Annotated in this window: 18 protein-coding genes; 9 read left to right on the plus strand and 9 right to left on the minus strand. The window is 40.2% G+C overall.

What is annotated here, in order from left to right:
- Window positions 1–117 precede the first annotated feature (117 nt).
- From LJE72_RS08055 to acs, 3 genes are all read right to left on the minus strand, one after another.
- The gene (locus LJE72_RS08055) at window positions 118–2247 is read right to left on the minus strand and encodes an ATP-dependent helicase (protein WP_229247102.1); all 2130 of its coding nucleotides are present in this window, start codon (window positions 2245–2247) and stop codon (window positions 118–120) included.
- A gap of 187 nt (window positions 2248–2434) precedes the next feature.
- Window positions 2435–3616 carry a thiolase family protein gene (locus LJE72_RS08060; RefSeq protein WP_229247103.1) on the minus strand — a complete coding sequence of 394 codons (1182 nt, stop codon included), beginning with the start codon at window positions 3614–3616 and terminating at the stop codon, window positions 2435–2437.
- Window positions 3617–3992: 376 nt separating this feature from the next.
- A complete protein-coding gene (gene acs, locus LJE72_RS08065) occupies window positions 3993–6317 on the minus strand; it encodes an acetate--CoA ligase (RefSeq protein WP_229247104.1) in 2325 nt (774 codons plus the stop codon).
- A gap of 354 nt (window positions 6318–6671) precedes the next feature.
- Between acs and LJE72_RS08070 the strand changes: the two genes are divergently transcribed.
- Window positions 6672–7181, plus strand: a complete 510-nt coding sequence (locus LJE72_RS08070; RefSeq protein ID WP_229247105.1) for a flavin reductase — start codon at window positions 6672–6674, stop codon at window positions 7179–7181.
- Window positions 7182–7256: 75 nt separating this feature from the next.
- Here the strand turns inward: LJE72_RS08070 and LJE72_RS08075 are convergent, their stop codons facing one another.
- Both LJE72_RS08075 and LJE72_RS08080 read right to left on the minus strand, forming a co-directional pair.
- Window positions 7257–7640, minus strand: a complete 384-nt coding sequence (locus LJE72_RS08075; RefSeq protein WP_229247106.1) for a HAMP domain-containing protein — start codon at window positions 7638–7640, stop codon at window positions 7257–7259.
- Between the two features lie 20 nt (window positions 7641–7660).
- Window positions 7661–8545: a GGDEF domain-containing protein gene (locus LJE72_RS08080; protein ID WP_229247107.1), complete on the minus strand. Its 885-nt coding sequence runs from the start codon at window positions 8543–8545 to the stop codon at window positions 7661–7663.
- A gap of 784 nt (window positions 8546–9329) precedes the next feature.
- Between LJE72_RS08080 and LJE72_RS08085 the strand changes: the two genes are divergently transcribed.
- The gene (locus tag LJE72_RS08085; protein ID WP_229247108.1) at window positions 9330–9827 is read left to right on the plus strand and encodes a hypothetical protein; all 498 of its coding nucleotides are present in this window, start codon (window positions 9330–9332) and stop codon (window positions 9825–9827) included.
- Between the two features lie 12 nt (window positions 9828–9839).
- The gene (locus tag LJE72_RS08090) at window positions 9840–10118 is read left to right on the plus strand and encodes a DUF2889 domain-containing protein (RefSeq protein WP_229247109.1); all 279 of its coding nucleotides are present in this window, start codon (window positions 9840–9842) and stop codon (window positions 10116–10118) included.
- Between the two features lie 118 nt (window positions 10119–10236).
- Here LJE72_RS08090 and LJE72_RS08095 read toward each other — a convergent pair whose 3' ends face one another.
- Entirely contained in the window at window positions 10237–11202 is a 966-nt protein-coding gene (locus LJE72_RS08095; protein ID WP_229247110.1) for a peptidoglycan-binding domain-containing protein, read from the minus strand.
- 230 nt (window positions 11203–11432) lie between these two features.
- Here LJE72_RS08095 and LJE72_RS08100 point away from each other — a divergent pair, with 230 nt between their 5' ends.
- From LJE72_RS08100 to LJE72_RS08120, 5 genes are all read left to right on the plus strand, one after another.
- Window positions 11433–11525 (plus strand): peptidoglycan-binding domain-containing protein, encoded by a 93-nt coding sequence (locus LJE72_RS08100; RefSeq protein WP_229247217.1) that lies wholly within the window; start codon window positions 11433–11435, stop codon window positions 11523–11525.
- A gap of 2 nt (window positions 11526–11527) precedes the next feature.
- Complete coding sequence (locus tag LJE72_RS08105) at window positions 11528–12034, plus strand: LysM peptidoglycan-binding domain-containing protein (protein WP_229247111.1); 507 nt, start codon at window positions 11528–11530, stop codon at window positions 12032–12034.
- Window positions 12035–12058: 24 nt separating this feature from the next.
- Entirely contained in the window at window positions 12059–12694 is a 636-nt protein-coding gene (locus LJE72_RS08110; protein WP_229247112.1) for a glycosyl hydrolase family 18 protein, read from the plus strand.
- 197 nt (window positions 12695–12891) lie between these two features.
- Entirely contained in the window at window positions 12892–13395 is a 504-nt protein-coding gene (locus LJE72_RS08115) for a hypothetical protein (protein WP_229247113.1), read from the plus strand.
- Window positions 13396–13841: 446 nt separating this feature from the next.
- On the plus strand, window positions 13842–16076 hold the full coding sequence (locus LJE72_RS08120) for an acetyl-CoA hydrolase/transferase C-terminal domain-containing protein (RefSeq protein ID WP_229247114.1): 2235 nt from the start codon (window positions 13842–13844) through the stop codon (window positions 16074–16076).
- A 75-nt stretch (window positions 16077–16151) separates the two neighbouring features.
- Here LJE72_RS08120 and LJE72_RS08125 read toward each other — a convergent pair whose 3' ends face one another.
- From LJE72_RS08125 to LJE72_RS08135, 3 genes are all read right to left on the minus strand, one after another.
- Window positions 16152–16796 (minus strand): NF038143 family protein, encoded by a 645-nt coding sequence (locus LJE72_RS08125; RefSeq protein ID WP_229247115.1) that lies wholly within the window; start codon window positions 16794–16796, stop codon window positions 16152–16154.
- Between the two features lie 70 nt (window positions 16797–16866).
- Window positions 16867–17151, minus strand: a complete 285-nt coding sequence (locus tag LJE72_RS08130) for a hypothetical protein (protein WP_229247116.1) — start codon at window positions 17149–17151, stop codon at window positions 16867–16869.
- Between the two features lie 30 nt (window positions 17152–17181).
- On the minus strand, window positions 17182–18924 hold the full coding sequence (locus LJE72_RS08135) for a YeiH family protein (protein WP_229247117.1): 1743 nt from the start codon (window positions 18922–18924) through the stop codon (window positions 17182–17184).
- Between the two features lie 1092 nt (window positions 18925–20016).
- Between LJE72_RS08135 and LJE72_RS08140 the strand changes: the two genes are divergently transcribed.
- Window positions 20017–21579: an LTA synthase family protein gene (locus LJE72_RS08140; RefSeq protein ID WP_312038906.1), complete on the plus strand. Its 1563-nt coding sequence runs from the start codon at window positions 20017–20019 to the stop codon at window positions 21577–21579.
- The last annotated feature ends 312 nt before the right edge of the window (window positions 21580–21891 follow it).

A 21891-nucleotide genomic window follows, 5' to 3' on the forward strand; every position in this document is an offset into this window, starting at 1 on the left:
TACTGAAACAAAAGCCACAATCTTTATTGTAAGTTATAGAACGGATAATTTCAACGAACACCTGTTAATAGCCCTTCCGCCCATCATCTTATTGGGATTCATATTTCCGGGTTGTTCTTAGACTGCCCATATCAGATTTTGTTTTTCACAGATGTCTTTCATGAAGGAACGCTGGGAACCATCCTTGAAGTGAACCAGAATCATATTTCCATCCTCTTTCGCAATGATACCCTCTCCAAAGGTTCTATGTTCTATTACTAAACCAACAACCAAATCACTGGTCATATTTGCAGTTTCTTTTAGGATAGCTTCTTCCGGATTTTCCCCTTTCATAACCAGAGAAGTCTCGCGAACAAAACGAGAAGGCTTAACATGTTTATTATGATAATAATCCATCGAGCATAAGGTTAAGTGCTCTTTAGCCCTGGTCATCCCTACATAGAACAGGCGCCTTTCCTCTTCCAATAATTCTTTCTGTCCACGTTGGTCGTTCTCAGGTATAACCCCTTCAACGAGGTCAAGCAAATAAACCCGTTCCCATTCTAGTCCTTTAGCTGAATGCATCGTTGAAAGTGTCACAGCATTACTGTGCTTATTTTTATAAGAAACCTTCATTTGCTCTTCTAATAAGGTCAAGCGCTTGGCAAATTCTACTATGGCAGATTCATTTTGAGCAATTGAGATTAGAATATCCAGGAGACTCCCGATATACTCTTCGGAAAACCCTAACGAGTCACATATTCGTTCAATCGCTTTATCATATTCCAACTGGTTTCTGATAAAAAGGATGGCCTTTGCAGGAGTAAGTTTATTAAGCACCTTAAATTGTTTCTTGAGTTCTAAATACTCATTTTTACGCTTTGACGTAACCTCTGGTTGTTCTGCTAAGATCTCAAAGATTGAGCGGTCAATTGCCCTTTGCTTAAGATAATCGAGTTGTTGCTTTCTAATATGACAATTAAGCTTAGACCAAATCTTCTCTAAGATTGGCAAGCTTTTATCACTAAAAGAGAAGCGCAGAAAGTTTAGAATATCATTTATAACCCAGTGTGAAAAAAACTTCTGCTTGCCTGCCTCTCTCATATAAAAGGGAATATTAGCCCTGCTTAACTCTTCAGCCAAACAAATTGCAGATAGATTATTGCGGTAAAGAACCCCTACCTTCGATAAATTCTTTTGACGTCTAAGTTCTTGGACTAAAAACTGATACTGCTCCCTCATTCCTGTAAAGTGCTCTATTCGAAGTATGTCTCCCGCAGGATTCTTCGTGAACATTTCTTTATCAAACCGCAACTTATTAGCCCCAATGAGCCCACGGGCTGCGTCTACAATTTGGGGGGTTGAGCGAAAATTTTGTTCTATTCGCAGAATCTTTGCACTAGGATATGTTTGTTCGAAATTCAATAAATACTCCGGCTCGGCAGCTCTAAATCCAAAGATGCTCTGGTCATCATCCCCGACCGCAAAAATATTGCCTTTAGGTTTTGCGACGATCTCTATGATCTTATGTTGGAGAAGAGAAGTATCTTGGCTTTCATCGGTGAGAATATAGTCAAAGCGCCTTCGATAAGCCTCAAGATGCTTAGTATTTTCATTTAGCTCCTGGAACGCCATGGAAAGCATGTCATCATAGTCGATCAACCTTGGCTGACTATTTCTCTTATACTTCTCATAGTCGTTATAAATTAATGGGAAGTTCTTGACATCTGCCTTCTTATACTCTTCGGGCTGCTTTAAAGTATTTTTCACATAACAGATGGCATTCTGTAACCCTTCCAACTGCTCGTCCGTAATTGCTAAAGCATTGTGCTTTTCATAGATTCTACGCAGGACCCCTGTCTTGCTTTCAGCACCTTTTTGTTCTTCAATAATCTCGAACCGAGTGTCCGTTTGTCGAAAGGCTGACCGAACCACTTCATAGGCGAAACTATGGATTGTGGAAAATTGAATTTCTTTGTTAGTTTGGTTTTCCGTGTCAGCCTCAACTCCAAATCTTTCCATATATCGTTCACACATTTCTTTTGCGGCCGCCCGTCCGAAGGTCAGACAAAGAATCGCTCGGGGATCCACCCTTTTTACTCGTATCAAGTAGGCTATGCGAACTGTTAAAACCGTCGTCTTTCCCGCGCCCGGAACAGCCAAGAGCAATAGCGGCCCCTGATCATGGATGACTGCCCCTTTTTGTTGTATTGTTAAATTAAGTCCGCTTTTTTCAATATCTGCAAAGAATTCCTTTTCGTTTACCAAATTAACTCTCCCGCTTTTATAATTCAGTTATCCAACTATACTTTAGTATTTTATCACTGACATTAATAATAGTATATAATCCGACATCTGAAAGATCCTCGTTCGCTGCACAATACTCAGGAAAAGGCCCTCAATCCTTGAGTGCCTTCAGATCATAACAATACCTAATTTCATCATCTCTTTTTTATCAAACACGCTCAATAATCAACGCTTTACCCATGCCGCCCCCGATGCACAAAGTAGCCAGACCATATCTTAGGTTTCTGCGCATCATCTCATAAAGAAGCGTAACAACGATTCTAGCTCCGGTACATCCCACAGGATGTCCTAACCCAACGCCGCTTCCATTGACATTAACAATCGAACGATTCAACTCCAATAATTTCTCCACAGCAATATACTGTGCCGCAAAGGCTTCGTTCACCTCAAAGAGATCAATATCCCCTAGGGTCAGGTTAGCCTTTTGCAATGCCTTCTTAACGGCCGGCACAGGTCCATACCCCATGAGTTCAGGTTCAACTCCAGCAACTGCATAAGACACTATTCTAGCTAATGGCTTAACCCCAAGTTCCTTAACCTTTCTTTCTGAGGCCAGTACCACCGCAGCTGCCCCATCATTGAGTCCCGAACTGTTTCCAGCAGTGACGGTACCATCCTTGATAAAACTTGGCTTTAATTTAGCAAGATCCTCCATGGTTAAACCATCTCTCGGATGTTCATCTGTATCTATAACCTTTGACTTGCTCTTCTTAAAGGCGACGGTGACTGGTACGATTTCCTTTTTAAATCTACCGTTCTTGATAGCATCCAGGGCATTTTGATGACTTCTGAGAGCTATTAAATCTTGCTCTTCTCGGGTAATACCGTACTTTATTGCCAGATTTTCTGCTGTTTGACCCATCAAGATATGATCGATCGGGTCCTCTAATAGTTCCCAGACCGAGTCTTTTATCTCTCCATGTTGAAGCCGTTGTCCCCAGCGTGTAGTTTTTAGCAAATAAGGAGCAGAACTCATACATTCTACTCCTCCGGCTAAGACTAGTTCAGAATCTCCTAAGCGAATTTCCTGCGTACCGGACACGATGGCCTGCATCGCTGAACTGCATTGTCTTTGGACAGTAAATGCGGTTACCTCTTTGGGAAAACCAGCCTTTAATGAGACGACCCTTGCTACATTAGGCTCATCTGTCCTTTGGATACAGTTTCCTAAGATCACCTCATCAAACTGGCTTTTATCGACTATACCTGCTCTTTTCACAGCTTCTAGTGCCGGAAACAAGGCGAGTTCGTTAGGGAGCAGGGTCTTTAATGAGCCGCCGAAATCTCCTATGGGTGTCCGAGCCCCAGATAAAATAAAAACCTCTTGCACTGCGCTCAACTCCTTACTTTTCATTTACCAGAACATTATATCACTTAACAATAATAATAAGGTTTACTTTATCAGAAAATTCGGTTGCAAATAGCCGTATGCTTCTCCTTCGCTAAGATGTATGTTTACAATTAAAAACGCTCACGAAGATCTTACTTCTTGATTGTAAAATCTCCCTGAGCTTAAATCTCGCATTTTTAATCCATATTTCTAAAAATAGTCTTTTTTGTTACTAACAAATCCAGAATTCTTGTTAGGTTTTTTTATTATTTAGACAACATAAGAGCTAATCATTTTTTGATATCCCTGCCCTGAATTGCCATACACATCAATTAGAATTGACCCTTGCTCTCTTGTAACGTTTACATCGTTGTCTCTAGCCCATTGAACCACAAAAACAGATTTGCCCCTCTTCTGATAAGTCATCTTTGATATTTCCCTCGTTGATCACCGCATGACTAAAATCCGGCGTTCCATTCGCGAAGATTGCCTCGGCAGCATTTTTGTTATTTAACATGATATTTGTGATAGCTAAGGCAACCTCAGGCACAAATTTTAGTCTTTCGATCCACTGAAAGCAATAAAAATGAGTAACTGGATGACGAGATCCATCCTTAGGAGGTGTGCAGTACCATACTGTATAACTGTAGCCGTCATAGGACTCATCATTACAACGATTAAACGTGGCAGTTTCAGGAATCGAAACCATATTTCTCTTTGATTTCATCGAAGCATTCTTCGCTTCAGGAATTCTTCGGGCGTCAATATTCTCTTTCAGAAAATTAATGACTCCAACGTCTGCAAGGGTGCTGGTATCCCCTATTTCTCGACCCTCTGCGATGTCTTTTAAAAGACGTCTCATTATTTTCCCGCTTCGAGTCTTAGGTAATTCAGTACTCAAAAAGATGTCATCCGGCCGTGCAAGTGAACCTATTTTTAGAACAACATGTGCTTTTAGTTCATTAACCAACTCATCGTTAACCGCAATTCCTTCTTTTAAACTAACGAAGGCAAACACCGCTTGGCCCTTTACTTCGTGTGTCCTGCCCACACATGCCGCTTCAGCCACAAATGGATGATCAGCTAACGCACTTTCCACTTCCGCCGTTCCAATTCGATGTCCGGAGACATTAATGACATCATCCACGCGCCCAGTTACCCAAAAATAACTATCTTCATCCCATTTTGCTTCGTCTCCGGTAAAATACATGCCCTTAAACTGGCTCCAATAGGTATCTTCATATCGTTTGTCATCACCATACACCGTTTTAAGCATCGCTGGCCATGGCTCACGAATCACTAAATATCCGCTCTTACCTTTCGGGACAGGATCACCAGCGTGATCAACTATTTCTATATGGACTCCCGGAAATGGGATCGTGCACGATCCAGGCTTTAGGGGGGTAATCCCTGGGACGGGTGTCATCATGATCATACCCGTTTCCGTTTGCCACCAGGTATCCACTATGGGGCATTGCTCTCGTCCGATATGTTTATAGTACCACATCCAAGCTTCCGGATTAATCGGTTCACCGACCGAGCCCAAGAGTCGTAAACTTGAAAGATCTCTGCCCGAGGGATAACCTTCTCCCCATTTCATAAACGTACGAATCGCAGTTGGTGCAGTATATAAAATTGTAACCCTATATTTCTCAACAATTCTCCAATACCGATCCTTTTCTGGATAATCAGGGGCTCCTTCATACATCACAACCGTTGCACCATTACTTAATGGCCCATATACCAAATAACTGTGTCCTGTTATCCAACCAACATCCGCCGTACACCAATATACATCTTCTTCTTTAAGGTCAAATACCCATTCATGCGTTGTCGACACCCCAACCATATAGCCGCCTACCGTATGAACCACGCCTTTGGGTTTTCCGGTGGTTCCGCTCGTGTAAAGAATAAAGAGCATATCATCCGCTTCCATTGCTTCCGCCGGACATACTATCGAAACATTCTCGACAGCTTCGTGATACCATATATCTCGTCCTTCTATCATATCGACAGGTTGACCGGTCCGCTTGACGACGATTACATTTTCTACACAATTATTTATACAAGTTACAGAGGGAAGTGCACGATCCACATTAGCTTTCAACGGGATACTATTTCCTCGTCGATAGCTTCCATCCGTGGTCACTACAACCTTTGACTGAGAGTCCTGAATCCTGTCCTTCAAAGCTTCTGCGCTGAACCCGCCAAATACAACACAGTGCGCAGCTCCTATCCTGGCACACGCGAGCATCGCGATAACGGTCTCAGGAATCATAGGCATATAAATTGTCACACGGTCTCCTTTTTCTACATCAAGAGACTTAAGTACATTCGCAAACTGGGAAACCTCGCGCAGAAGATCTTGATAGGTAAGGACTCGTCGATCTCCTTGTTCCCCTTCAAATATTAGAGCCGCTTTGTTCCGACGCGCTCCTTTTAAATGACGGTCCAGGCAATTATAAGCTGCATTCAATTTTCCGCCGACATACCACTTTGCAAATGGATTATTCCATTCTAGAGTGGTGTCCCATGATTTAAACCAGTCCAATCGTTTCCCTTGTTCGTTCCAAAACTCATTCCGCTCCTGCCCTAGCTCATAAATTTCCGGGTTTTTAATTACGGCATTGGAGCTAAATTCCTTAGGAGGGAAAAATATTGTTTTCTCCTCCAGTGATCCTGGTCTATGTTTTTCTGTCATATATTACCCTCCTATGTTTTACTTCTTTTATAATACACTACCCAGCCTAAAAACGTTAGTCATTTAGCTGACAATTCGGAATATTAATCTTCCATGCCGCCTACCCCGCCGGTAGACAAAAAATACTCAGTAAAACCCAATTTGAATTATTCAAAACCCAGCCTACTGCTCCGCCTCCGCACCCAGGGGTTTTAGATTCAAACACTGCGCTCCGGCCCTTAGTTGACTAGTAAGAAAATTTGATATACTAAAGAGGAAAGAAAGCGTCCTTACTAGAATATTCATAGTTAATATAGTTTTTTAGCTTGGACTGGACCTATTTACTTAGGAAATATAACAAAAGGGAGATATGTGATGTCTAACTTCTTTGAAATTAATCCACAACGTTTTGAACGGAGCCCGTTTAAGTTAATAGGTAAGGATTGGATGCTTATTACTGCTGAAAAGGATGGTAAGCTTAATACTATGACTGCCTCGTGGGGAGGTTTTGGGGTAATGTGGGGTAAAAATGTTGCCTATATTGTTCTCCGCCCACAACGCTACACTAAAGAGTTTGTGGATAACTCTATGACATTTTCCATCACATTTTTGGATAACAGCTTTAGAACAACATTAAGTTATCTTGGCACAAAGTCTGGCAGAGATGAGGATAAAATCAAAAACTCCAAGTTAACCGTTCTTCATACCGATGATATTCCGTATTTTGAAGAAGCAAGTATCGCAGTCCTTTGTAAGAAACTCTATGCCCAAGAATATAAACCCGAGTTTTTTATTGATCAAGAGCTTAATGAAAAATGGTATCCTGAGGTTGATCATCATACATTGTACATTGCAGAAGTTACAAAAATCCTTATAAAAGAGTAGCAAAAAGGAAGGCAGTAAGGGAAGATGGGTGCATTTAAACCTGAAACTTGCTAACGGCTCCCTGAAGATTCTGGGCTAACGTCCGGCTGACATCTCCTCAACCACGGCTAAAGCTTCATCAACAACTCTCAACTGCTCTTCTGCACCTGTTGCCAGTTCGGTAAGTGACGTTGCAACCTGGTTCGCGGCCAGAGCCGCTTGTTCAACGCTAGCCGTTAATTCTTCACTGGCAGCAGCTAACTGCTCGGATTGGTAGCTGACCATAGTGACCATTTCATGCAAATGCATCCTCATCTTTTGGAAACCATTCGCCATTTGACCGATTTCGTCTTCCGCAACCCCCCCTGTCTCACGCTCTCTAAAATCTCCTTGGGCCAAGAGCAGACACTCGTCTCGAATCAATAAAACAGGTTTTGTGAATCTTTTGGCAATAAATACAATTGCAAGTCCCGTTATCAATAAACAGACTACGGCAATCATCAGATTAAATGAAGGTTTTGCTCGGAAACAACAGCATTCCTGCCGCCCTCTTTTGCTTTGTACAAGGCTCGGTCAACTCGATCCATAATTAAATCCTCATCATCCTGACTACAAAATGATGTGACACCAAAGCTGCAGGTTAGAGCCATTCCTTTCTTCATTGACTCTTTACAGATTGATTTTCGCAACCTTTCCGCGAGGGCAGAGGCCTCTTGACAATGGGTCTGAGGTAAAAGAATTACAAACTCCTCACCACCCCAACGTGCAAAGACATCCACTCCCCTAACTAATCCTTTCACAAGATTGACTATTTCTATAAGAACTATATCTCCAAAAATATGGCCATTTTTATCATTAAACTGTTTGAAATGGTCTATGTCAAACATAATAAGAGAAAAGGACTTCCCATACCTCCTAGCTCCTTCAATCTCACTGCTCAACGCCTCGTTGAACTTCAGTCGGTTATATATATTAGTTAATGAGTCTTTCATAGAAAGCTCTTTAAAGTATTGTTTGTTAACAAAATCAAGCCTCATGTACTTACCTAAACTGTAGGAGGATATGCTACTGAAAAAGATTGCTAGTGACAGATACCCAAATACCGAACTAAACTCAAGCAAAGGTGGATGGTATTTGGTCAGAGTAATAACCATATAACCAATCAATGCGAAAAGTGAAAGAAACACTTTATAGTGCAGTAAGTTTGGCACTAAAAAGAAGATCGCTAAAACAATCACATTAATCGAAAAAGCCTGGATCAGAAAATGATTGTCCTCATATTTCATAACAATTATAAAAAACAGTACAATGAAGATGAGTTGATAGATAGTGATCTTTAAAAAAGGAGATGACTTCAGGAAATAATCTGGCTTGAAATAAAACATCACTGATAATCCAAGGAACGTCAAACGACATAGAAAAAAAATAGCCAGAACTATAAATTGGCTGTTTGTTGAAAAATCATAAACTAAGTATAAGGAAAAAATGCTTCCAACTATAAGAGCGACTTTTCGCATATAATTTTTAGACCTTGTTAAGTATGAATCCTGAAATTGCCGTTCTAAATGCTTGTCTAAGAACATTCCCGTTAATCTAGAAGTAACATGGTTTTGAGAATCCGCCAAAAAATCACTTCTTTCTAAAAGCACTACATTAGTAACCCAACCACCCTTTACATTCCACTATTAAGCATTTTAGATGAATATCCCTGCCCTTTAAAGTAAGCGAGAATCCGCCTGTCTAAATCTATCTTCAGGGACAGATTAGAGCTTCTCTAGAGTTTCTAATATTTCTTGCTTTTGTTTCGGAATTATCAATTCCGAGACTCCCACTTCTTCAAGTGGGTGTTCCTTATTCTACTGGTGCAGATAGTCTCCGGTGGAGAGTATCGCCGAAGCCGTGGTCCCAATAGGAATGCCTACCGGCGTGGGATAGAGTATCGCCGAGCGCCTTTCCCAATAGGAACACTTAGCGCGCGAGGATCCTCAGCTCAATACGAGTTCACTAAACGGCTGCCCGACGATTTCCTGCCTTAGCTAAGAAAAATCGATCTTAAATATATCCGAAAACTGAAGGATTGCCTCACTTGTACAGAATACTCTGATTACACCCTATTGACAAGGAGGGGTCGGATGAAAAATATCTATCAACGTAATTTGGTATACGGAAGTGCGTCGTAGCGACAATGGACAGCTACAAGCTAAGACGAGCTATGTCGATACCGCCCGAGAAGCAACTGCTCATCTTTTGGTAAACGTTAATTCTTTTATCATCGAAGAAGCCCTATGGGAAGAACAGAGATCTTCAAAACCAATCAGCGCCCACACACGTCAAGTCACACCACTGCAAGGAAATAAAGCTTACTTCAGTTCCGGTCCGGCACTTAGGGAAGCCGCAACGTTTCTCAACGCCCCCCTTGCGGTTGCTCTATTTTCCGAAACTGTTAAAGGGATTATTCAGGTTGAAACCTTTCTCCTATGTGAGCGTGGCTATTGTTCAGAGGCTGAATACGATCAAAAGTGGACGGATTTCTATTTAGGCTCCTGTAGGTACTACAGCAACTTAGACAAAGTGACCAGGAGTTGGTATGAGCACGTTGGGGAAAGTAAAGGATCTGGTAATTTGTTTGTGCGCTTCAAGACTCAAATCCTTTTTGAGTTGAGGTAAGGACAATACTTATTGATAGGGAATTTAAGTAATTCTTTCCACGAGGTTAATGTCCGTCTAAAATTGGATGAGTTTAAAGTTAAAGAAGCCGATGGGGTTTTTTTGCTTACTCCCGACATTATTTGTCGTGAGGCAGCATCCTTACTAGTGAATCTACATGGCCTTGATTTACGTGGGATTTCTAAAAAAGAGCTGGCTAGGCTTTTAGGCAAAGGGCAAGGTTGTGTTCATGTAATTGATTTGGTGAGCGATTGTGCGCAAATACTGGACACACTCAATCCGCAAGTATAAACAACCCTTTTCTGCGCGAAAAGAGAAAACAAAAGTGAAAAAGTAAGACCCCCAAAGCCTTAAGGTAAGGATTTGGGGGTCTTACTTTTTAGAATCAATCCCGTCAATCTATTTCAATTTAACAACAATGTACTCCCAAAGCAGTCCAAGTCTGAATACCAACGATCCCATCCTGAACTAGACCCATACACTCTTGGAAAGCAAGGACAGCAGCTCTAGTAATAGGTCCAAAGATCCCATCAACATTGCCCGTATAGAAGCCTCTTGTTTTCAAGAGTCCTTGTAGTTTTACTACTGCTGGTCCGGTGCTCCCTTGTTCAAGAGTAGGACACTGATTTACCGGTGGCGGGGTTGGTGTATGACAATCTACGCCCAGCACAGTCCAAGTTTTTATCCCAACGATTCCATCTTGCACCAAGCCCATGCTCCCTTGAAATGCTACGACTGCAGCCTGCGTGACAGGGCCAAAGATCCCATCGACATTGCCTGTGTAGAAGCCTCTTGCTTTCAAGAGTCCTTGCAGTTTCACTACTGCTGGTCCAGTGCTTCCTTGTTGAAGAGTTGGACAGTGATTTACCGGTGGCGGGGTTGGTTTATGGCAATTTGCGCCCAACGCAGTCCAAGTTTTTATCCCAACGATTCCATCTTGCGCCAGGCCCATGCTTCCTTGAAATCCTACGACAGCAACCCGAGTTACTGGACCAAAGATCCCATCGACATTGCCCGTATAGAAGCCTCTTGTTTTTAAGAGTCCTTGCAGTTTCACTACTGCTGGCCCAGTGCTTCCTTGTTGGAGAGTTGGACAGTGATTTACCGGTGGCGGGGTTGGTTTATGGCAATTTACGCCCAACGCAGTCCAAGTTTTTATCCCAACGATTCCATCTTGCGCCAATCCCTTGCTCTTTTGAAAAGCAAGGACTGCCCCTCTAGTCAATGACCCAAAAATTCCATCAATTTTCCCAGGGTTGAAACCGGCTGCTGCTAACTTAGTTTGCAACTTTTTCACGCTAGCACCAGATGAGCCCATTTTTAATAAAGGACATTGCGGTTGTCCATTGGAATTACCTATGTTTTTGTTATGCAAGTCAAAGCCCCCTTTTTTCTAGTATATGTCGAACTAATTAACATTGTAAATTGTCCTTGATTTGTAAAATCATTATTAATATTCAGATAATCACTAACCCTTAAATAAGGCATAAAAGAATAAATCACAGGGTAATTATCTCTGATATTAAATGAAAGAGGTGACGATATTGACTTACCTTAAGGCGGGGAGCGCGATGGAACGAGGTTAGAGAGCTTCAAAGCCTGTTACTGGAATGGGGTTATAACCCTGGGCCGATTGATGGAGTTTTCGGGGCAAAGACTGAACACGCCGTCCTTCAGTTCCAAAGGGATCTGGATTAACGATGGACGGCATTGTTGGTCCCATAACTTGGCGGGTTATTCAAAGTCAACTGCCAGACTATCAAATGTACACAATTCAAGCAGGTGACACTTTCTATAAAATTGCCTTGAGATTTCAAATCAGTCTGTCAAGTTTATTAGCTGTCAACCCTGGGGTTGACCCTAATCAATTAAGAATTGGTCAACAAATTAGGATTTCCGTTCCTGGTCCTGGACCAGAACCCGTTCTTACACGTGTTGTAAGCGGATGGCTACCTTATTGGGTTCAATCTCTAGCTTTTCAATCCGTTCAAAATCACCCGGAGATATTTCATTCAATCTCACCTTTTTGGTATGTACTGACACCTGATGGTGATGTCCTAAGCTTTCATGGTGCAGAAAGCAGTACTTTCCTTTCCTATGCCAGAGCACATGGAATTAGGGTGATCCCACTTATTACGAATAGTTTTGACAGTGAACTCATTTCAATAGTTCTTAATGATCCAGTTCTTCGCCAAAAACATGTTTAGAACATCGTCAGCAAAACAGTTCAAATGGACTATCCCGGAATCGATATTAATTATGAGAATTTATATGTTAGAGACCGCGAACTATTTGTTGTCTTTCTGCGAGAACTAAAGGCCGCTCTTTATGCCATGGGCAGATTACTTATTGTGAGTGTTCATGCTAAGACTGACGCAGCAGGAGCCTGGAGCGGCGCAGAAGCACATGATTATGTTGGAATTGGCCAAGCGGCTGATGCCGTTCGTGTCATGGGGTACGACTTTCACTGGCAAGGAAGCGATCCTGGACCCGTGGCACCTGCCGATTGGGTCGATGCGGTCTTAACCTATGCGGTTTCAACTATCCCAAAAAATAAAATAGAACTTGGCGTACCAGTTTCTGGTTATGATTGGACGCTAGGTCAAACGACGACGAGTGTTACCTATTTTTTTGCTGTTGCTAAAGCTAACCAGTATAAAGTTCCCATTGTCTTGGATGCTTTACTGGGCCCCCACTATACCTATATGGATATTGCTGACGTTGGCCATGAAGTTTGGTTTGTGGATGCACTTTATTTCGGAACACTTTTAGACCTAGTTAATAAATACGATATCGGGGGGATTTGCATCTGGCACCTGGGTGCAGAGGATCCGAAAATTTACGATGCTATAATTAACAACTTCTAAATCCCTTCATTAACAGTATTCATTATGTTGGGACTCGTGGTTGATATGAACACAATCTGATCAATTATTTAAAGTTAGGAGCTTCTCGATTTGGAAGCTCCTTACTTTAAAGCGGTCTATGCACGGGAAAGCAATAGATATTCAGTCAATTACATAGAAATCCTTTTTTCTAGCATAATAGAATCAGGAGGTGTATTATGGATCTTTATTGGCTTATTCAAGCTGTTGCCTACTGGTCCTTAGTTTTATTTTTAATACCACTAAACTATATCAAAAAAATTATGCTGTTTGCTTTTCTAGGGGGATTTGTATATACATGGATAGTTCAAATATTTTCTGTAAATATATTAAAACGTTGGATATTTGAACCAGATATACTTATGGTCTATAACATTCCCGTGTTCTTTACTCTAAGTTGGTTCGCTGTTACGTTTCTTTTCGGTTATATGTTATGGCGTTTTTCAAGATATCAGATATGGATTGTCATTTTTTTTGTTTCATGGGCAACTGCAATGAATTATATAACTGTGTCCCTCAAACGGATATACCTTCCAGGGTGGAGTATTCCTGAAACGTTTATGTTCGCGATTTTTTCTCATGTTCTTTTGCTATATGCTTTTAAGTATCTGCATCATGTAAGTAAGTTAGGCGCTTCTGAGAATATGATTGAGGATTCTTTCTTGAGCTTTAAAAAAAGATAGTTATATATTTTTGTTAGTAAACTACAGAGTGCGCAACTTGGCTTTTAGCCAAGTTGTTTTTGTTGTTAAAGTTTTTTATTTAAGCTGTAGAAAAGTCTATTTTCAACTACGTCCAATTGAGATTTCTGAGGATAGGTAACCAGAGGTCCGCTAAAGAATCTGATGCAATTCTAGGTAATCCGGTAATGTATAAGTCACTTTGTTCTTTTTAATGCTTCTTTGATGAAAATAGTCTAAATTTATTATATTATTTTGACTTGTCCTTATATACAATATAATGATATTTGTGTTAATATTCAATTAAATGAATCTTAATTCATTTAATTGAATGGATTCCCATACACCTTATTTCCTCATATTGAAAGCTTAGAATTCTATAAAAATCCATCTTGAACGCGCATTATTGTTTGCAACCAATAATTAAATGAAATGGCAGGCGATATAACATGAATCAAAAGCCAGGTACAATTAATGACGACGCAAAAAAATGTGTTGATCAAGTTATCCATTATGTAGGGAAAGATATTACCTTTTGTATGTCCCTTGCCCTTGGTAAACCCATTATCTTTATGAATGAACTGTACCGACGAGCTAAAGAGGATCCCGAAATAAAGCTAAAAATCATTACTGCCCTCACGCTTGAAAAACCCAAAGGCCATAGTGATCTGGAAAAACGTTTTTTAGGACCTCTATCAGACAGGGTTTTTAATGGTGTTCCTGAATTTGATTTTATGCTTGATTTCAGAACTGGAAAGCTATCCAAAAACGTTGAAGTGCTCGAATTCTTCTGCAAAGCTGGCGGATATCTGTCTAGTCCTGAAGCTCAGCAAAACCATTTAGCTACAAACTACACCCACGCCACTCGGGATGCTATAGCCTTAGGTGCTAACGTCTTCGGCCAGTTAGTCGGTTATCAGGAAATCGATGGCAAAACGATGTATTCTATGAGTTGTAACACTGATGTCTGTCTGGAAGCCGTAAAAGCCTTAAAAGAGCTAAGGGAAAAAGGAAAAAAAGTCGCAATCATCGGAGAGGCAAATAAAAAAATGCCCTTTATGTATGGAGATGCAGTTGTAGAAGCGGATACATATGACATTATTCTTCAAGGGCCACAATACGATTATGAACTTTTCTGTCCTCCTAAAGATCCTGTTGCCCTACCCGATTACATGATCGGCATTAATGTCAGCACCTTGATAAAAGACGGGGGCACTATACAGGTAGGAATTGGCGCTTTGGGCGATGCTATTGTAGCAGGGCTTATCATGCGTAATGAACATAACGATTTATATCAGGAGATTTTAGAAAAGGCCGGTATTTTTAAACGATACAAAAAACTAATCACCGAATGGGGAGATACAGGAACTTTCGAGAAAGGTCTCTATGGTTCATCTGAGATGTTTGTTGATGCCTTTATGCAAATGTACAAAAGTAAAATTCTAAAAAGAAAGGTCTTTAACAGTGCCCCTCTTATGAAACTGATTAATGAAGGAAAACTCGAACCAGATAAAATCCCCGCTGATATTATAGATCAACTCATTGAAATGAAAACAATTCATTCTAAATTAAATGAGGAAGACTTTGTCTTTCTCACTGATTACGGCATCTTGAAAAGGGGTCTTTCCTATGAATCCGGTGCAATTATCGATGAAGGTACTAAATACTCTGCAGATATGAATAACGAAAGAAATCTAATGGAGATTCGAAAGCTGCTCGGGAAAGAGTTACTAGGTGGTCAAGTTATCCTCGGTGCCTTCTTTGTTGGCCCAAAAGCCTTCTATCGGGCTCTTAATGATATGAGTGAAGATGAAAGAAAACTCTTTGGCATGTCTGGTGTGGAGAAAGTTAACCAGCTTTATGGTGATGAAGAACTGAGAAGCCTGCAACGTAAGGACGCACGTTTTGTCAATACCGGCATGGTGGCAAGTGTTCTAGGCTCCATTGCTTCGGATCAACTCGAGGATGGTCGAGTTATCAGTGGAATTGGCGGCCAATATAATTTTGTGGCCATGGGGCACGCCCTAGCAGATGCCAGGGTTATTATGATGGTAAAAAGTACCAAAGGTTCTGGCAAGAGCCTTAAGTCCAACATCGTCTTCAGCTATGGTCATTGCTCTATACCCAAACATCTGAGGGATATCATTGTTACAGAGTATGGGATTGCCGACGTTCGCAGCAAACCCGAAAAACAGGTTATTGCGGAATTAATCAATGTCGCTGATTCCCGATTTCAAAACCAACTTTTAGATCGGGCCAAGAAAGCAGGCAAAATACCTAAAGATTATGAAATTCCACAAGAATACAGAAATAATACACCAGAAAAGATTACTGCCTTGCTTAAGCCTTATCAGACCCACGGAATATTCCAGCCATTTCCTTTCGGAACGGATTTGACGGATACTGAAATTGCTCTGGGGGGGGCTCTTAAAGGCTTGAAAAAGCTCTCAAGTGGCAACCGTTTAAAAATGGCTACAGGGTTGTTGCAAGAATTTTTTAGACCGATCCCAGAATCAACTCATCATTATATGGAGAGATTAAATCTCCTCAAGCCTTCTTCAATGCAAGAAAGGATCCTGCGAAAACTAGTGGTTTTCGCATTAAGAAACAATAATCTTCTCAAGAAGCCGAGTCTTAATCAAGAGCCTGTTTTAGATCAGGTCAGAAATAAACACTCGCTTTAGTTTCCACCTAATCAAAAAATAAAAGCCCCAATTGAGGGGCTTATTTGCATGGCCTGAGCGAAATTCTAACAGGATTTAGGACGATGAAACGTTTCCTCTTGTGAAGAATTGCTTTGCTTCCTGAACTCTTTGCTCCAATAGTCCATTTTCCATTTTATTCATAATTTCCGGCACTTTTACCTCGTCATCATTAAAGGTTGCCATAGCTGCTCTATTGACTTCTTTTTCCGTCTCAGCCAATCGATTCACAAAGCCAAGGTAATTATCTTCACTTTGATAATGGGCTATAATCATTTGCTCATACTGATCTTCGTTCGTAGCTAGCAATGCTAGATAATGCTCACAGAGCAGTTTTATTTCATTAATTTGGTAATTATAGATTTGTTTAACTAATCGTTCGGCTTTAGGATCCTTTTGCACAGTTTTTGTAATCATGACCAGAGCTTCTTCACGGGAAATTTCATACTTATATAGCTTGTAAGCTGTATTTAAGGCAATTTCCTTGGTGTATAGATAGCCTGCTCTAAAACCTTTTGTTGATTCTTTATATCTGCGATGACGTTGCAGATATGGGACAAAAACTATCGGAAAAAGAATCATCCAAGCAGATAGCTCCGGCTTTTCCAGAACACTGGCCGTAATTATTTGTGCTGTCCTAGTTTCATAAGCTAAGATGCTCTTATGATTTTCATCTATGATCACTTGTTCCTGATTAGTCATTTTCATCCCCTCTTTGATAAAGAACTCTCCCGGAATCCCAAGAGAGCTCTTTATTATATAATTCTAAGCTTTACTGACCCTCTTCTTCCATTCCAGGCGAATACTGCAGACTATGTGTAACTCGCGGTTCTATATCTCTGATTTGTTCCACAAAGATATAAAACCATGCACCTGCTTCAATTTTTTCGTCGATGATTAATTGATGTTCCTCAGAAAAGCCAGCCGCTTTTGACAAAAAGGGCAACCCCATCGTCACAAATAAATACAATAGTACTAAACTCAAGGCTAGCGACAGTGATTTGCTAGGCTTAAATCCATTTCTCGGTATTGTTAAGAACTCTCTCAATGCATACATTTTAAACCTCCGGCATACAATCTGTGCTCATTACTGCATCAATTTTTCCGTAATTTGAGGGAAAACTTTCATGAACATAATATACGCCATCGTAAAGGTTAAAGCAATATTAAAGGACTGACCGCACACATAAAGTATTGCCGGTTTTCCACCTTTAAAATACTTGCTAAGTTCACGGAAATTAGTCGATAAACCAATACTGGCAAACGCTAAAGCAAAGAACCACTTCTGGAGACTGCCCAAAAAGCTGCTGGTACCATTATCAATAAGCACTTTTGAGCTGTCTGAACCCATTCCTGCATAAATGAGAGTGAAAACTATAGACGCTCCAAGGAAACCAAGGACAAACTTAGGAAACCGATTCCAGATCTCACGCATTGCACTTGAGACTTTCAAATCTGCTTTGGATTTGTCAACATCAACCTTTAAGGCCCAATAGGCAGCAATACAAAAAGCCATTAAACCGATCATAATATTTTGGATCATTTTAATAGTCGCAGCCACGTCTCTGGCGACAGGTCCAAGGATTTCACCGGCTGCCACAACTGCTCCGGTGGAGTCAACCGTTCCGCCGATCCAAGCACCGCCAAGCACCGGGTTCAGACCTAGTGCCTTAATCATCAATGGCATTACAACCATCATTATGGCTGTAAAAGTAATAGAGATACCAACTGCAAGAGTAAGTTCTTCCTTTTTCGCCCTACAAGCAGCAGCGGCTGAAATAGCAGCTGAAACCCCACTTACAGACATATCTGCGGAAATAACCATGTTTAAAGTGGGCGATTCGATTTTAAGAATTTTTTGTCCGAACCAGAAAGTAGTTATTAAAACAACTGGGGTTACTATCCAAGTAACAAACACTCCAGGTATGCCGATAATCATCATTTTGTTGATCAAAATGGTGGCACCAAGGAGTACCAAGCCTGTTTTTATATAGTATTCAGTTTGTACAGCCGGCATAATCCACTTTGGTGTACCAATGGTGTTACTTACTAAGAAACCAAGGATAATAGCCCACATTACGTATTCCAATCCCCAAGCTTTGGCAAATTCGTGACCTCCTATGAAGAAGGACAGTGCTGCAACAATAAATACTGCAGGAAAGGCAACTAAGAATTTTCCCGCTGATTCTCCCATGAAATGTTTTCCTATACCAAATAAAAGAGCCAAAACAATCATTAATGGAATCATTGTAGTAATATGATTATAGGGTTTCGTTTCAGCCGCAGACTTAGCTTTTTCTGCGTCAGCTTTAGCCTTTTGCCAAGCCGCAATTTTGGTTTTTGCTTCTTTATTTAAATCAGCATCCTGAAAACTTGCTGCCGAGGCTGCTTGTTCTGCTTGAACCGCTGTAGCTTTTGCCTCTGTTGTCGCTACTTTTGCTTTTTCATATTTTTCCGCAGATGCTGCACTTTTTGCTTTTGCATCACTCTCACTTAGGAAAAATGATTTCAGCGGATTATCGCTGCTCCATGATCCAGGAACAGTAAAATATTTAGAAACTGATTTAGCCAGAGAAGCGCTGGTACCCTTTAGAGCAGCTTTTGCATCACTTGCCTCAAGCCAGGCGATGGTTTTAAATGGTGCTTTTTCCGCTTCAGCCTGCATCGTAGCATTGCTATCTGCAATTATTTTATCCATATTTGCTGGGGGATTAGCGAAAAACAAGAACATGCTTAAGATAAGAATAATAGCTCCAAGCCAAATTGCCCAGTAATCTTCAAATTTTAACAAGAAAGAATATTTACTTTTAAGGTTCGTAGAATTAGACATTTTTTACCTCCCAAATTTAAATTTTTGTTCTTTGTTTTTAGATCTTCTTAATTTTTCCGGATAGTTTAAGCACACCTCCTTCTTCACGTACCGTTTCCAATATTGATTGTTATCTCTTTCACATATTCATAATGCAATTTCTATACCAATTCTACATAGTAAGGATTAGTTTTTTCTATAGTTAGTGTTGCAACTACCTTTTAAACAGAAAATGACTCATAAGCTATTTATTATACAAAAACGGTAAGTTTAAATTTTATTTATGTTCCTTCAGCACAGATTATTCCTCTGTAAATTATTCAAATATTCTTTCTGTCAATGTTTTGTCCACGACATAATGTCACTGTGACATAATGTCATGACATTATGTCACAATTTTCTCAACGAATGCTTCATTTTTCGCGCGCTGATGCCAAGTTAAGCTATCGTAATCTTAACAATTTCTTAACAATCCAACCATCTATTAAACTCATTAGCTTGTTATACTATATATAGTTGTACTTCTGAGGAAATGGAAGATAAAATTCATCAATAGGGGGTCACATGTTTCTTCCAAAGATTTCGAGCAATGTTACTAAATTTAAATTCCATAATGGATTACTTAATCTCAGTTTAATTACTTGTCTGCCCTTGTTTATACTATTTTCCTTAGAGACCGTATATAGAGGGAGTATCTCAAGTACACTTTCTTGGATTGCACAATACTCAAAACAGTTCTTGCTTAGCTATGTCTTAATGTTTGGAGTTATTAACTTTTTTTATGTCTTAAAACGGAAAATCTATATCTCTATCGGAGTCTTATTTCTATCTTTTTTCTCCCTTATAGGCCTTATAAGCAGACAAAAATTAATTTTGAGAGGTGAGCCTTTTCTTCCCTGGGACCTCATCCTCGGCAAAGAAGCCCTGATTATAGCAAAAGAGTTTAGCGGTACTCTTGAACTCATTCCACTTCTACACATATGTGTTATCACAATCGCTCTTTTGCTTTCAGTTCAAGTGATACCTAAAGAAAATTTCAATTGGAGGGAAAAATTTGCTCCTTTTGCCATATCCTTAACTTTGCTTATTTCCTCTTATACAGGAGTCATATCCTTGGAGAAAACCTTTTCGCTTCAGCAGATTAACTGGAGCCAAAAACTTAACTACGAGGAAAATGGCATGTTGCTCGGCTTCATCCTCAATACAACCTATTTATCGGTTGATAAACCAGACAATTATAAACTGGAAATAGTGCGAGAAATTATTAATACTACAACGCCCGCTTATGCTGTCGATCCTAACTTTAAGCCAAATATTATTTTCGTTATGAGTGAAGCCTTTTGGGATCCCACTCTTTTGAATGAAGTTTCATTTAGCGAAGACCCCATTCCGTATTTTCGTTCTTTGCAAAAGGATCAAACCAGCGGAATGATGCTTTCTCCGGTGTATGGAGGGGGCACAGCTAACACCGAATTTGAAGTATTGACGGGATTGTCAACTCAATTTCTTCCAAAAGGCGTGGTTCCTTATGTTGAATATCTGCGTAAACCTATAGAAGCCTTGCCGTCCGTTTTAAAAAAACAAGGGTATGAGACGACAGCGATTCACACCTATGATAACTGGTTTTATGGTCGAAACAATGTTTATAAGTACTTAGCCTTTGATAAGTTTATTAGCAAAGAATTCTTTGATCATCCGGAATACAATGGCCCATATATCCGCGACACTGAGCTTTCTCAGAGAATTCTCGCAGAAATGAAGAAAACGGAAAATCCCGATTTTGTTTATGCTGTTTCTATGCAGGCTCATGGGCCTTACTCTGCCGAAGAAAACCCAGACAACTCGGTTAAAGTAAGCGGAGATATCAGTCCATCGTCCAGAGCAATTTTAGAAAACTATACCCAAATTATTTCCGATGTTGATCAATCTCTTAAGCTATTAATTGAAGGGTTAGAGCAGTCGAACGAACCCTCAATCGTCGTTTTCTTTGGGGACCATTTACCTATGCTTGGGACAAACTTTGACGTTTATCAAGAAGCAAATTTCTTTCAAGATGAACTCAATTACCAAGATTACTTGAATATGTACAGTGTCCCCTTTGTCGTCTGGGATAACTATTCAAACGACAAGGAGAACCTTCGTCTATCCTCAAACTTTCTAAGTTCATATATCCTCGAACGTGCCAAGAAACCAGGAAGTCCGACGACAGACTTCCTGCACTCCCTTATTCAAAACGGTTCCAATGTCGTAATCAGTGAGCATCATTTGCAGAGAGAAGCTATTTCTCAAAAGGAAATTAGTCAGTATCAGTTACTTCAATATGATATTCTCTTTGGCAACGAGTACGCTTACCTCTTAAAACCGGATCACAAGCCTCAAGTGAACGATGATTATATTTTAGGGGACGGGCGGGCGCTCATTGTCAATGCCTCCCCTCCTAATACCTCCGTTATTGAGATAACGGGGGAAAACTTTTTATTTGACCACAAAGTCTATATAAACGGGCAACTCGTTCAAACCGATTTTGAAAATCCTACCTATATAACAGCCAGTCTTCCTAAGCGCTTGAATAATAAATCTGGAGCACTAGATATTCAGATTAAGTTGACAGATAGTATGGGAAATGTCATCTCAGAATCCAATACCTTTAAGCTTGACAGTTTCAGTAATATTTGATCTGACACAAGGTTTTTTAACCTTTTAGGTAGAGCAAGCCCCTCAGAGGCAAAATGGATACTTCTGAGGGAGTTGCTTCAGCCATCAAATACTTTCTTTTTCTATGTCATTCTTCGCTCGCAATTGTCACAATATTTAGTTCAATCATAATTAGGCTTCACTCTATCTATAATCATAGCTTTTTATTATTCAATAAATTAAGTAATAGGAATAATATAAATTTATAAATAATTTAGAATAATCCTATTACATTCTATAATGAGATATGATAAAATCTACCTGAATGAATTCTCATTCAGGTAGATTTATTTG

This window comes from Desulfosporosinus shakirovi (genome assembly GCF_020595055.1).
Classification (GTDB): Bacteria; Bacillota; Desulfitobacteriia; order Desulfitobacteriales; family Desulfitobacteriaceae; genus Desulfosporosinus; species Desulfosporosinus shakirovi.